Source organism: Bacillus sp. R45 (assembly GCF_021729365.1).
GTDB classification, from domain to species: Bacteria; Bacillota; Bacilli; order Bacillales; family Bacillaceae; genus Bacillus; species Bacillus velezensis.
In genome coordinates, this window is record NZ_CP091421.1 from 3,155,764 (window position 1) to 3,169,432 (window position 13,669).

At 49.4% G+C, this 13,669-nt stretch carries 14 protein-coding genes; 3 read left to right on the plus strand and 11 right to left on the minus strand.

The window, feature by feature from the left end; all coding sequences use genetic code 11:
* Positions 1-99: 99 nt before the first annotated feature.
* Genes L3V45_RS15600 through L3V45_RS15610 form a run of 3 tightly spaced genes read left to right on the plus strand, consistent with a single transcriptional unit; the run spans position 100 to position 3,726 of the window.
* Complete coding sequence (locus tag L3V45_RS15600) at positions 100-1,542, plus strand: spore germination receptor protein GerAA (RefSeq protein ID WP_003151804.1); 1,443 nt, start codon at positions 100-102, stop codon at positions 1,540-1,542.
* Positions 1,517-2,617, plus strand: coding sequence for a spore germination protein (locus L3V45_RS15605; RefSeq protein WP_003151802.1), 1,101 nt, complete (start codon positions 1,517-1,519; stop codon positions 2,615-2,617). Before L3V45_RS15600 ends, L3V45_RS15605 begins: the two co-directional genes overlap by 26 nt.
* Positions 2,614-3,726 (plus strand): Ger(x)C family spore germination protein, encoded by a 1,113-nt coding sequence (locus L3V45_RS15610; RefSeq protein WP_003151800.1) that lies wholly within the window; start codon positions 2,614-2,616, stop codon positions 3,724-3,726. The genes L3V45_RS15605 and L3V45_RS15610 overlap by 4 nt, the downstream gene beginning before the upstream one ends.
* Positions 3,727-3,768: 42 nt before the next feature.
* On the opposite strand, the gene L3V45_RS15615 is transcribed toward L3V45_RS15610, so the two are convergent.
* The 11 genes from L3V45_RS15615 to L3V45_RS15665 all read right to left on the minus strand — a co-directional run bounded on the left by L3V45_RS15615 (position 3,769) and on the right by L3V45_RS15665 (position 13,604).
* Positions 3,769-4,401, minus strand: a complete 633-nt coding sequence (locus L3V45_RS15615; RefSeq protein ID WP_003151798.1) for a two-component system response regulator LiaR — start codon at positions 4,399-4,401, stop codon at positions 3,769-3,771.
* The gene (gene liaS, locus L3V45_RS15620) at positions 4,379-5,461 is read right to left on the minus strand and encodes a two-component system sensor histidine kinase LiaS (RefSeq protein WP_003151796.1); all 1,083 of its coding nucleotides are present in this window, start codon (positions 5,459-5,461) and stop codon (positions 4,379-4,381) included. The genes L3V45_RS15615 and liaS overlap by 23 nt, the downstream gene beginning before the upstream one ends.
* Positions 5,458-6,189, minus strand: a complete 732-nt coding sequence (liaF, locus tag L3V45_RS15625) for a cell wall-active antibiotics response protein LiaF (protein WP_003151794.1) — start codon at positions 6,187-6,189, stop codon at positions 5,458-5,460. The genes liaS and liaF overlap by 4 nt, the downstream gene beginning before the upstream one ends.
* Positions 6,190-6,215: 26 nt before the next feature.
* On the minus strand, positions 6,216-7,085 hold the full coding sequence (gene liaG / locus L3V45_RS15630; RefSeq protein ID WP_236837071.1) for a LiaG family protein: 870 nt from the start codon (positions 7,083-7,085) through the stop codon (positions 6,216-6,218).
* Between the two features lie 105 nt (positions 7,086-7,190).
* Positions 7,191-7,868: a stress responsive protein LiaH gene (gene liaH / locus L3V45_RS15635; protein ID WP_003151791.1), complete on the minus strand. Its 678-nt coding sequence runs from the start codon at positions 7,866-7,868 to the stop codon at positions 7,191-7,193.
* Between the two features lie 13 nt (positions 7,869-7,881).
* Positions 7,882-8,262, minus strand: a complete 381-nt coding sequence (locus tag L3V45_RS15640) for a protein liaI (RefSeq protein WP_015387734.1) — start codon at positions 8,260-8,262, stop codon at positions 7,882-7,884.
* Between the two features lie 166 nt (positions 8,263-8,428).
* Positions 8,429-9,697: an MFS transporter gene (locus L3V45_RS15645; protein WP_236837072.1), complete on the minus strand. Its 1,269-nt coding sequence runs from the start codon at positions 9,695-9,697 to the stop codon at positions 8,429-8,431.
* Positions 9,698-9,861: 164 nt separating this feature from the next.
* Positions 9,862-10,431, minus strand: a complete 570-nt coding sequence (locus L3V45_RS15650; RefSeq protein WP_025853870.1) for a cob(I)yrinic acid a,c-diamide adenosyltransferase — start codon at positions 10,429-10,431, stop codon at positions 9,862-9,864.
* Complete coding sequence (locus tag L3V45_RS15655; RefSeq protein WP_236837073.1) at positions 10,428-11,654, minus strand: ABC transporter ATP-binding protein; 1,227 nt, start codon at positions 11,652-11,654, stop codon at positions 10,428-10,430. Before L3V45_RS15655 ends, L3V45_RS15650 begins: the two co-directional genes overlap by 4 nt.
* Positions 11,651-12,697 (minus strand): FecCD family ABC transporter permease, encoded by a 1,047-nt coding sequence (locus tag L3V45_RS15660; RefSeq protein ID WP_003151785.1) that lies wholly within the window; start codon positions 12,695-12,697, stop codon positions 11,651-11,653. The genes L3V45_RS15655 and L3V45_RS15660 overlap by 4 nt, the downstream gene beginning before the upstream one ends.
* Positions 12,660-13,604, minus strand: coding sequence for an ABC transporter substrate-binding protein (locus tag L3V45_RS15665; RefSeq protein ID WP_044052914.1), 945 nt, complete (start codon positions 13,602-13,604; stop codon positions 12,660-12,662). The genes L3V45_RS15660 and L3V45_RS15665 overlap by 38 nt, the downstream gene beginning before the upstream one ends.
* Positions 13,605-13,669: the final 65 nt, after the last annotated feature.

Genomic DNA, 13,669 nt, shown 5'->3' on the forward strand with positions numbered 1-13,669 from the left:
ATAAAAAAACTTGTACCATTAAATACTTTATCATAGTATATCATTTTTTTAACAGGAAAAGATAACCTCAATTAAGGATTGGAAGGCGGGTGACTGTCGATGGCGCAATCGGAATTCAAGGAATACATACACGTTAACCTGGCACTGGTGCTTCCCCACGTAGAGCAGAATGATGACCTGGTTCAAAATAAAAAGATGCTTCCGAACGGGCTTGTTTTTTATTATATGTATCTGAGTGAAATGAACGACGAAGACAAAATAAAAGAGGCGATTGAAACGCTGCTTCAGGAGGAAGACACTCTGACGCTGGATACGGTGGCGAAACGTCTTGATAAGATCAACGCCCGTCCCGTCTTTACGTCGAAGGAAGCCGTCATCTCCATTCTGCGGGGAAAATGCGCCGTGTTTATTAACGGACTTGACAGCGTATACATTTTGTCCACGGGAAAAAGAGAAAAAAGAAGCGTAAATGAACCCACATCCGAAAAGGTCGTAAGAGGTCCGAAAATCGCCTTCATAGAAGATTCTGATACAAACATCGCCATGATCAGGCAGCGCACGAACCATCCGAAGCTGAAAACGAAAAAGGTTCCGATCGGAGAAAACAAGTTAAAATACGCCACGGTCATGTACATAGATGATAAGGCGGACCCGTCTGTCGTCAGCGATGTTGTAAAGCGCCTCAGCAAAGTGAAGATGGATGACATCCAGGATTCCGGAACGCTTGAGGAGCTTATTGAGGATAATAAGTATTCGCCCTTTCCGCAAATACAAAATACGGAACGGCCTGATAAAGTGTCTTCCGCCTTGTTCAACGGCCGCGTCGCCATCCTTGTCGACAACTCGCCGTTTGCGCTGGTGGTTCCGGCTTCTTTAGGAATTTTAATGCAGTCTCCCGATGATTATTATGAACGGTGGATTTCCGCCTCGCTCATCCGGGCGCTCAGGTTTACGTCTATTTTTATCACGCTGTTTTTTTCGTCCATTTATATCGCCCTCGTTTCGTTTCACCAAGGGCTGCTGCCGACGTCGCTTGCAGTCACCATCGCGGCGAACAGAGAAAACGTCCCCTTCCCGCCTATCATTGAAGCGATGGTAATGGAAATTACAATCGAGCTGCTGAGGGAAGCGGGCTTGAGGCTTCCCAGCCCGCTCGGCCAGACGATCGGATTGGTGGGCGGAGTCGTCATCGGCCAGGCGGCCGTTGAAGCGAATATTGTCAGCTCCATCATGGTCATCGTGGTCAGCATTGTCGCGCTCGCTTCATTTACGGTGCCGCAGTACGGGATGGGTCTGTCGTTCCGTGTGCTCCGTTTTATTTCGATGTTTACCGCGGCAGCTTTCGGGCTGTACGGCATGATTTTATTTATGCTGGCGATCTACACTCATTTATCGAGACAGCGAAGCTTCGGTTCTCCGTATTTCTCGCCGAATGGATTTTTCAGCTTAAAAAACGCAAACGACTCTATTCTCCGTCTCCCTATTAAAAATCAACCAAAAGAGGCGAAAAACGTAAATGAGCCAGAAAACAACTCACAATAAGCTTACAAGCTATCAAGGGACAGCATTGATTGCAAACACGATGCTCGGCGCGGGGCTCCTCACCATGCCGCGGGCGCTGTCATCCAGGGCAAATTCGCCGGACGGCTGGATCGCGTTATGTCTGGAAGGCGTCATCTTTATCTTTTTGATTTATCTCAATACGCTCATTATGAAAAAGCATCAGTACGGATCATTATTTGATTATATGAATGAAGGACTCGGCAAATGGGCGGGAAATATTGTCAATCTGATGATCTGTCTCTATTTTATAGGAGTCGCCAGCTTCGAAGCCCGGGCGATGGCGGAAATGGTCAAGTTCTTTTTATTGGAAAGAACGCCCGTGCCGGTCACACTGTTTATCTTTATCGCCTGTTCCGTTTATTTAATTATCGGCGGCATGAGCGATATCGGCAGGCTCTTTCCTTTCTATTTAACGATTACGATCATTATTTTGCTGGTGGTGTTTTCTTTCAGCTTTAAAATATTTGATCTGGACAACCTGCGGCCGGTGCTCGGGCAGGGATTTTCTCCCGTTATGGCTTCCTTGACCGTCGTTTCTGTTTCCTTCTTGGGAATTGAGATTATGCTGTTTCTCCCCGAGTACCTCAAAAATAAAAAGCACACATTCCGCATGTCGGCCATAGGCTTTGGCATCCCGATTATTTTATACATCATTACCTACGTTCTCGTCGTCGGCGCCTTAACCACCCAGGATGTCAAAACAATGATCTGGCCAACGATCGCGCTCTTTCAATCATTTGAAATCAAAGGGCTTTTTATTGAAAGGTTCGAGTCCTTTTTGCTTGTTGTCTGGATCATCCAGTTTTTCGCCACCTATGTATCATACGGATATTTCGCGACATCAGCTCTTCATAAAATTTTCGGGCTGAAACAGAAAAAAGGCATCATCTTCGTAGGCATCGCGACATTCTTCGGATCATTGTTGCCAAAAGACGGAAACAAGCTGATGCTGTTCAGTGATATTCTCGGCTATATCTTCTTGGTTTTCTTTTTGCTGCCTTTACTGATGTTTGCAGTCGTCGCTGTGAAAAGGAAGGTGAAAAAAGCGCAATGAAGAAATACATCGTAATCATATTTTGCACATTGCTTTTGGCCGGGTGCTGGGACAGCCGCAATTTAGAAGATTTGAGCCTCGTTATCGGAGTCGGGCTCGATAAACCCGCGGAAGAAAATGTGGAAGTGACACAGCAGATTCTGGTCCCGCAAAAAGCAAGTGCCCAGCAGTCGTCGTCAGGTGACACGACAAAAGTGACTTCCACTCCGGGGGAAACCGTCCATCAAGCATTAAGAACGGCATCGTTAAAAAATCACCCCGCCTTCTCCCAGCACTTGCGTATCATGCTGTTTTCCGAAGCGCTGTTAAAGGATGACATTCCGCTTGACGCATTGATGAACCAATTTATCAGAGACAACGGTACGAGAAGAAGCTGCAATGTGATGACGGTGCCGGATAAAACGAAAGATATTTTCAATATCAGTGACCAGGGAGAACCTGCGTCAAATACGATCTATGACTTAACGGAGAATAATTCGGTCACCATCCGGATGATGGAGCCCGTGACATTGGGGGAAATATCAGAGAAAATCGCCAAGGGCGAAACCTTTGCCCTTCCTCAAGTGCGCAAAGTGGGCAGCAGACTGGAAATCTGGGGCGCTACCATTATTAAAAATAAATTCTGGTATGCGAATTTAACGCCTTTACAAGTCCAGAATATGAACCTGTTCACAGGCACGGTAAAGGGAGGCGTCACGTTTGCAAAGCATGACAATTATTATTTATCTTTCGAGGTATTTTCCAGCAAATATAATGTAAAAACACAATATAAAAACGGAAAATTCAAGTTTATCGTCACCCGGTTTGTTGAAGGCCGTCTGTCTGAGGATTGGAATCCGAAAGAAGATTCTTTCAAGGAGTCCTATATAAATGAAATCAAAAACGCGGTAAAACGCAGTATTCATTCAGATGTTATGGCATTCATTGATTACATGCAGCATGAGTTGAAAGTGGATATTACCGGGTTAGGCGATCAAGTCCGGATTCATTATCCTGATAAATGGAAAAAGATATCCTCTGACTGGGATCATCACTTCAGTGAATCGGATATTGAATACAAAGTCAAAGTCGCCATCAGGGATTTCGGAACAAAGGGAATGTCCCAATGACCCCGTCCCTCGGGAGAGTGTGCCGGCGCCGCTCTCCTTTTTTTATGTCACGAGATGATTGCGGTGGGCATATACGGCTGCCTGCGTGCGGTCACTGACATCAAGCTTTGACAATATATTCGTAATGTGGGTTTTCACCGTTTTAATCGTAATGAACAACTCTTCACCAATCTCTTTATTCGTCTTGCCTTCCGCGACGAGACAGAGGATTTCCAGTTCTCTTTTCGTCAGCGTTTCATGCGGAAGCTGATTCTCTGAATGGCGCAGCCTTGACAGCACTTTTCCCGCCACTTTCGACTCAAGCTTCGGTTCACCCTTGGCAGCCGCTCTGATGGCTTCTGCTATTTCTGCCGCCTTGGACGTTTTCAGCAAATAGCTGAGCGCTCCCGCTTCGATCACCGGATACACTTTGTCGTCATCAATAAAGCTCGTCAGCACGATGATTTTCGGGTCATTGAGTTTCGCGCAGATCTGTTTTGTCGCTTCGATGCCGTCCATGCCGTCCATGACAAGGTCCATTAAAATCACATCCGGCAAAAGCTCTGCGGCCAGATCGACGCCCTGCTGCCCGTCTGATGCTTCACCGGCGACTTCAATGTCCGGCTGTGCTTCTAAAAATGCGGCCAGACCCATCCTGACCATCTCATGATCATCAATCAGTAACACTCGAATCACTGTCGTTCTCTCCTTTTGTTTTCTGATAAATCGGGACTTTCACGTCGATCTGCGTGCCTTTTCCCTTCACGGAGATAATTTCCGCTATGCCGCCGATTTCACTCGCTCTTTCCTTGATGGAATGCAGCCCGTATGAGGATGCTTTCACTTGATCCATCGTAAAACCCGCCCCGTTATCAATGACTTTAAGCTGCAGCTTTTGATGTTTCGCGCCGAGTCTGACGGTGACCTTGGTCGCCTTTGAATGTCTGAAAACGTTGGAAAGCGCCTCCTGCACGATGCGGAACAGATGGTCTTCAACACCTTTTGACACACCCGTATCGCTGATGTCCCACTCAATATCCAGCGGCTGCTTCGCTTTGAACTCTTTTAACAGCTCAATCAGCCCTTCTTTTAAGCCTTTTCCTTCTAAAGTGACGGGCCGCAGATGCAATAGCAGCGCTCTCATCTCGTTTTGCGCTTCCCCCGCCATATGTTCAACCATGCGAATCCGTTTGACGATTTTGTCATCCGCATCTTTCACCTGCTCTAAGACGGCGGATGTCATCATAGAAATGGCAAAGAGCTGCTGGCTGACGGCATCGTGCAAATCGCGCGCCAGCCGCTGGCGTTCTTCAGTGATGACCGATTTTTTCATTTGATCCTGCCATTCCGCCCGCTCGTTGGAGAGCTTTTGCAGCGATGTGACCTGGAGCTCGACCCGCTTGGCCATTTCGTTAAGCTGATCTGCCGCCAGGCCGATTTCATCATCGCCGAGCGGCGGCACCCGATAAGCGAAATTGCCGTTTTCAAATTTCAAAACCGCTTCAATCAGTGTATCCATTCTTGTTTTCAGGCGGCCGCCGTATACATAACCGGAAATCAATCCGGCCGAAAGAGACGCCAGAAGCAGGATGACCACAAACGGAATACCGAACCAGCCGGAAGAAAACAGCAGCATCGGGTCAAGCCCGTAATACAGCAGCATCAGCGTAATAAACACCGCACAAAGGAGCAGACTGAGCCCCGCAGTCATCCGCATGGCGCGCCACTGAATATTGGCGAGTAATTTTTTCCTCATAAATACTTCACATCCACATCGCCGATGAATAAAGAAATTGAAATTTTAATCCGCCGCGGCGAGTCGCCGTACTCAGACGATACTTTATAAAGATTCGGGCTCATGCCGCTTTTCTTAGATCCGAGCAGGTTCATATCGCCGATAAAAGCCGATGAACTGACGGACACTTCGATATCCGGCGGGACGTACACATCGACATTGCCGATGACACCGCTGATGGTCATCGTGCTTTCTCCTTCGGGAATCATCGCTTTTGACAAATCAATTTTCACATCGCCGATGAATCCGGAAACATTTAAATCATTCAGCTCAAACGGGTCCTTCATCATCCGGAGCTCGCCGATAAAAAAGCTGCGGAGGTCCGGCTGTCTGCTTTCCGTCTGGGCGGAAGGCTTTGGCTGCTCTTCTTTTTCAAGATTGATTTTCTTCTCTTTATGTTCATACACGCGCTTTCCTTTCAGGAGCCTGTAGCCCGCGTATATGAGAAAGGCGGCGAAGGCATAGCCGAACAGGTTAAAGGTGGCGCTGAACAGGTTCCTCAAAAATAAAAAAGCGGCGAAGATATACAGGACGGAGCCGAGCCAGCCGCGGGAATATTTATTAAAAATATAGCCTGTGATCAGAAAAAAGAGCGGCCAAAACAAGAAGTCGCCGATGCCGATAATACGCAAAAACATGCTGACGCCTAATAAGGCGATGATAAGTCCGAGAATCTGTTTTTTTGCCATCAGCTGCCTGCCCCTCCTTTCCTTGACTATTGCAGTGCAATATTGCCGCTCGTCACTTTTATATCAATCGGCCTGGCGCCGCTGCCCTTCATACCGGTGAATGCCCCGCCGTCCTTACTCGTTTTCTCAAAGGAATAAGACGGCTGAATCCTTCCGCTTGCCGTCTCGGCGTTCACCGTAAAACTTCCGTCTTTCGGCAGGCTGATCGCTGCGCTGCCGCTCGCAAGCCTGACGGATACGGGAGCATCCGCCGTCTCAAGCGAGGCGTCGACACTGCCGGAAGCGACCCGCACGTCAAGGGCGCCCGCCGCATGTTGAAGCCCGACATGTCCGGAGGATAAGCGGATATCCCCCGTTTTCGCCGCAAGGCCTGATGCTGTGAGGTTGCCCGACAGCCCTTTCGCTTCAAACACATCCGTCTTCACGTGCTTCAGCGACATATTCCCGCTTACAGAACGGACGCCGAGGTGCGCAAGAGACAGCCCCTTGTTTCCGTCAACGGCAATGCTGCCGCTTGACGTATGGACGGTAATGTCCCGATGATAATCATACGGAATGCGGACAATCAGCAGGGGACGCTGAAAGAGATTCAGAAATTGGAACCCTTTCTCCTTCGCTTTGAGATTGAGGGTTTTTCCCCTGCTTTGGACAAACATTTTCCCCGCCGGTCCCGCCATGTTTGCCGCGATATCATTCCGCGCTTCCGCGATGATTTTTACATCCGTCTGTTCCGATGAAACCGACAGGCTGTTGACGGCACGCGGCGGTATGCTTGCCGATTCCGCTTCTGTTTCGTACAGCGGAAAAAAACGCCCGGCAAACACTTCTTTCACCAAAAACAGACAGCAGATCAGAACGGACGCCGCCATCAGTCCTTTGGCCATCTTACGCTTCATTACGTTCCATCCTTTTTCATTCATTTTATTATAAAGGAAAAGCCGGAGAATTGATACGTGCGTATAGGGAAGAGGCGTAAAAGCGCCGATCTTCCCTTGTGCACATTATTCATGAGCCGCTTTTTGATGCTCTGTTTTCTCCAGAGAAAGCGAGCGCATTTTTTCAATCTCAGCTTCCACCTCGTCTGAATATTGGGAGCGGCTGTATTCTGTGTTCGCCTCAGCTGAAGTGCCGTATTTGACGCGGACTTCCATTTCTTCAATGCGGCTTTCCATTCGAAGAAACTCTCTGTAGGCGCTTTCACTATCAATTTTGTCGAAAGAAGCGTTCATATGTTCCTTCGCTTTTGCCGCGTTGGCGCGGGCGATGAGCGCCTGTTTTTTATCCTTTACGTCGCGAAGGCGCGTTTCTAAAGTTTCCAGCTGCTCTTTCAGCTCTGCCAGCTGTGTTTTCGCCTGCTCATACGCTTTTTCATGTTCGGCCGCTTTTCCCTCAAGGTATTTCATTTCAGTCAGCGCCTTTTTTGCAAGCTCCTCTTCCCCGGCGTCAAAAGCAAGCTGAGCCTGGTTTTTCCGTTTTGCCGCCGTTTCGGAGGCGTCTTCCTGTTTTTTCTTAAACTGATGGACGATCGTGTGCTGTTTGACAATCGTTTGTTTCGCCTTAGCAATGTCACTTTCCATATCACGCACATATTGATTCAGCATGACTTTCGGATTTTCTAATTTATCAAGCCCTTCGTTAACAGATGCGACGAACATATTTCTTATTCTTTTTAAGACCATTTTGTCTTCCTCCTTATTTTTTCTTCAGAAATTCTTCCCATTCAGAGTCAAATCCGGATTGATAGCCCGGTGATGCCGCTTCCGGTTCATACTGGCGGGAAGCGGTGTCTGAGCCGCCCTGCTTCATCATCTTCCACCCGAAATACACCATGGCGCCGGCCAGTCCGATGGCAACGATAAATGGAAGAGAACCGACGAGAATCATAGCTCCGATGAAGCCCGCGATGATACCCGATACCGCCCGGCCTTTTGAAAAACGTTTGATTCCCCAGTAAAGCATCAGGCCTCCGATCGCCAGCGGGATGATAAATGCGAAATGGCCTCCTCCGAAAAAGACAGAAAGTCCGAACACAATCAGCAGAAAGCCGCCTGCCGTTTTTACATTTATATTCATGCAGATCCTCCTTTCGTTTTCCTTGTCTTTACTATAAACAAATCCCGCGGCCGGCAAAACGAGTCAGAGATTGATTTTCATATCAGACCGGAGTCGTATAACCCCCCGGACCTTCGCATAAAAAAACGCCGCTGCACCGGACGGCGCAGGGCGTTTCACGAAAAATCTATATTCTGATGCTCGCTTCTTTTTCCCTGATGAGATCTGAGCGTTCAGCTTTGGCCAGCTTCGTAAAGAGCAATATTCCGAGACCGGACAGGACTTCAACGAGACCGCCGGCGGCAATGACTTTTCCGGGACCGAAGGCGTTAGCCGCGTATCCGCAAAGAACCGCGCCGAGCGGAATGGATATGTTTGAGATCATATGGATGACGGCATAGACTTGCGGCTGATCATCATGGTCCACAGACGTCTGAATAATCGTATATTCCGGCACATTAATCGCGCTGACGGCAGATCCGAACGCAAACGCGGCGAGGAAGACGAGCGGCAGAAAAGTGTTGAGGCCGGTGATGAAAAATGCCGCCCCTTCTATGATTCCCGCTGACACAAACAGGAGACCGTATTTGTTCACCTTCACCTTAGCCAAAATAAAACCCATTAAAAAGGCTCCGCCCGTGCCTGTCGCTTTCAAAAGCGAGAAGATGATCGGCGGCATGTTTAAATCTTCGGCGACATAAACGGCAGAGAGCGCCTCCCACGGAGCGGCCGCAAAATTCATGAAGATACAATAGATGGCGAGCGGGTATAATATCTGGTGTTTCCTGACAAGAACGAAACCCCGTTTGAGCCTTCCGACATACGTCCCGCGCTGTCTGACGGCGACGGTATCCTCTTTGGCATGCTGGACTTGGTATGACATAAAGAGTACGAGAAAACCTGATAGAAGATAGAATATAAGAGCGATAAACAAAGAATAAGCGGGACTGATAAATGTTAAGAACACCCCGCTCAGCGTAATGGCGGCAAGTCTGACGATCTGGCCTGATGACTGGATGACCGCATTCGCTTTCTGCAGGCTGTTTTCTCCGACAATATTGGGGATCAATGAGATAGATGCAGGATTATAAGCGGCTCCCGTGGCTGAATGCAAAATCATGAGAAGCATGACAAACCATAAAGGAGAAAAACCGTTAAAGTAACAGACCGGAATGATCAACACGACCGCCGCGCGCGTGAGATCGGAGAAATACATCCAGAACTTCAGCGTATGCTGCTTCATAAAAGGCCCGGTAATCGGCGCCAGCATCGCCTCCGGAAGGAACGTGACCGCAATAAGCAGGGACGTGCCGATCGCGCCTTCCCCGTCAAAAATCAAAAACCACAGAATGGAATTAAAGGCAAAACCGTCGCCCGACAATTTAACAAGCCTCGAGATAAACAGAAGGGTGAAGTTTTTATTCCAGATGCTCTCGCTCTTATTATATGTATCCATCTATCAAATCCCCCATTATTTTACAATGTTTCTTATAATATCTCATTTTTTAATTTTTCAGTCAATAATACATAAGATACATTTTCCTTCTGTCAATAAAGGTTCAATTGATGGATATCTCTATAAAAAAACAGCCGGCTTGCTGCTGCCGGCTGAACAAAACGTTATTCATCATCACGGAATACCGCGGCGCTTCTTTCATACTCTATATCCTGAACGCCCTGTCTTGCGTTAACTGCTCTTGCCGCCGCGAAAAAATAATCAGACAGGCGGTTCAAGTAACGCATCACCGTATCGTTTATCTCTTCTGTTTTGCCCAGTTTCACGACGAGACGCTCAGCCCGTCTTGTGACGGTCCGCGCGATATGAAGCTGAGCAGCCGCCTTATGCCCGCCCGGAAGAATAAATTTCTCAAGCGGGGGCGCTTCAGCCGTGTAACGGTCTATGCAGTCTTCCAATGCGGAAATAGATGTCTCTCTTAATGTATAGCTTCTATGTTCAGTGACCGTCGCCAAGTCGCCGCCGCAGTCAAACAGCTCATGCTGAATGTTTCGGAGTTCGGCTTTCACATCACCGCAATTCTCACAATTATCTAGCTCCGCAAGCGCAAGCCCGATAAAGCTGTTCAGCTCATCGATCGTCCCGTAGCTTTCAACCCGCAGACTGTCTTTATCCGTTCTGCCGCCGATCAGGCTTGTCTGTCCTTTATCGCCGGTTTTCGTATACAGCTTCATTGTTGTATTCCTCCTTCTTCCGCCGCTTTTACACATACCGCGGTTCCTCTTCTGACGGCTCTTTCCGCGTGAGGGACGTCCATTGCCTCTCCTGTCTGCAAGGCACAAATGGCAATGTCGCCTTTTGCCTGTCTGCCGGAAAGAGCCTGCATTCTCGCTTCAGCCGCTGCCGTTAACAGCTGAACAAATCCCTGTTCCGATAAACGTCCGCTGATCAGCACCCAAACGGTATACTGCGCAGTCACGGCTATCGTAACCGAATCAAACGTACGGCAGATCAAACCAGCTGCCGCCGAGCCGGAAAGCCGGCGGCCCCACGAAAAGCCCGGGCCGTCAGATGCGGTTGACAGCATTCTGAACGGCCGTTCTGTATGAAGCGTTACGGTATTTCCGCTTTTGTTTATCAGAGAGGCGAACGGAACGCCGGCGGGCTCTCTTTCCTCCCGCGCTTCCGGCATGAAAGCGATCAGCGGTTTCGGCGACGATTGCCGGGCAACAGCGCTGACGGTAATGCCGTAAATGTCTTCAATCGTCTCTTTTTTCAAAGCCTGATCCGGCGGCTGCTTCGGAAAAGCGCGTCCGTCTTTCATCATCAGGAGCTGATCACAATATTGGCTTGCGGCGTTGAGGTCGTGAAAAATACTGATGACCGTCAGGCCTCTTTCTCTCGTCAGCCGCTTCACCGTATCAAGCAGGTCTTTTTGATATTTGAGATCAAGAAAGGTCGTCGGCTCATCCAGACACAGCACCTCAGGCTGCTGAGCCAGCGCCTGCGCCAGATAGACGCGCTGCCGCTCCCCTCCGCTCAGATTGCGGACGGATTGCTGTGCATATCGGTCGATGCCCGTCATTTCCATTGCTTCCCGGACAATGTCTTCGTCATGTTGATCCATCTGTCTGAAGAGTCCTTTTTGATACGGGTATCTGCCGAAGGACACCGTTTCCTTAACGGTAAATGTAAAAGCTTGCTCCGTATGCTGCGGCAAAACGGCCATAATTTTCGCAAGCTCCCGCGGCTTGTATCTGCCCGCGGGCCTGCCTGCGACGAGCACCTCGCCCTTTGACGGAGAGAGCATTCCCGTCAGCAATTTCATCAGCGTTGTTTTTCCCGAGCCGTTCGGACCGAGTATGCCGACAAATTCACCTTTTCCGGCGGTAAAACTGACATCTTCTACAATCATCCGGCCTCCGTACCCGCCGGACAGGCTGCTCACTCTGATCATAAGCGTTTCCCTCCATGATGCTGGCGAAGCAGAATCAAGGCAAACACAGGCGCTCCCGCCAAAGCCGTCATAATGCCGATCGGCAATTCGACAGGCTCAATAACGGTGCGGGAAAACAAATCCGCCAAAATGAGAAACCCGGCGCCCGTCAATGCTGACAGCGGCAGTAAATGGCGATGATCCGTCCCCCACAAAAGCCGTGTCACGTGGGGAATGACAAGGCCGACAAACCCGATCGTCCCCGAGACGGCAACCGCTCCTCCCGTCAGCAGAGATCCGGCGGCGATCATCAGCAGTTTTCTTTTTCCCGTACTGACGCCTAACAGCCTTGCCTTTTCTTCTCCATAAGTCATAATGTTTAATTCTCTGCCATTGATAAGCAGAAGCGCCGTCCCGGCCAGAAAAAAAGGCAGAAACAGCGCGACATAGCCCCAGCCCCTCATTGACACGCTTCCCAACAGCCAGCGGACAATCGGGAGCAGATCATTTCCCGTTAAAGCAATCACAAGCGAAATGAGAGCCCCGAGAAAAGAATTCATAATGATGCCTGTCAAAATGAGCGTCGAAACCGACATCGACGCATGAACGAGGCGGCTGAAAAACAGAACCGCCGCCATAACCGCAATGGCAGCGGCAATGCTGACAACCGGAAGTGTGAACCGGCCGATGACGGGAATCTGAATGCCGAAAAACAAGGTGATAACGGCTCCCGCCGAGGCTCCCGAAGATACCCCGAGTGTATAAGGGTCGGCGAGCGGATTTTTCAGAAGTCCCTGAAACGCCGCCCCCGCAATGGATAACGCGGCTCCGACAAGAGCGGCCAGAACGACTCTCGGCAGGCGGATATTGATCATAATATTTACATTCATGGGATCGACAGAGGATGTCCGGCCGATCCCGATCCAAAAAACGTCGGATAAAGGAATATGCAGACTGCCGATTGAAATGCCGAGTGCCGTACAAACGGCTAAAAACAGCAGGCTGACCGTGTAGGCCAGCGGGCGGTTACTTTTTAAACGTTTCAGGATAAACGCTTTCTGCAAGCTTCTCGACCCCTTTGACAAGGCGCGGGCCTGAGCGTGTGACAAGGTCAGGATCAACAGAATAGACATTGTGGTGTTTGACCGCATTGACGGCACCCCAGCCGGCGCGTTTTTCCACTTCAGCGGCCTTTACGCCGTCTGTCGTGATGATAACGTCCGGATTCATTTTGACAATCGCTTCATCCGTCAGCTGCACCCAGCCGGTCTGGCTGCCGGCGGCGTTTTTCGCATGTATATCTTCAAGCATTTCGTTCATAAACGTGTCTTTCCCCGTCGTGTAGCCGTCAGGAGACACTTCGACGAATACTTTCTTTTCGTCTTTTTCAGAAATGGCCGCCGCTTTCTTTTCTATGCCGGAAAGGTCGGATTTCATCGATTGGATCAGCTGATCCGCCTGCTTTTCTTTGCCGGCCGCTTTTCCGATCATGCTGATTGATTTGTACACATCTTGGAACGATTGCGCATCATTGACCGTTAAGACGGTGATGCCCGCATCTTTCAGCTGCTTCATCGCATCGGCGGAAGCGGACATAGAGGACGCGTGGGCAAGCACGAGATCCGGCTTCAGCGCGATGACTTTTTCAGCGTTCACATTCATATCTCCGACTTTCGGTTTTTTTACGGCTTCTTTCGGATATGTATCATTTGTCGTGACGCCTGCGACCTTATCTCCCAGTCCGAGCGCGTATGTAATTTCCGTATTGCTCGGCATGAGGGAAACGATTTTTTCCGGTGCCTGCTTTATGGTTACTTTTTCGTTCGCGGCATCCTTAATGGTTACCGGGAATGCTTCGGTTGAGACGGCTTTTTGTTTGGCCGCGCTTCCTTCTTCCTGTGCGCCGGAACAGCCGGCGATCACAAAGGCGGTGACCAAGAGCGCCGCCCAGACGGCAGTGATCTTCTTCATTCTTTTAACTCCCCCTGATTATGGTAAACGATTGTCTCTTTGACATTCGTATCCTTTTTTCGCAG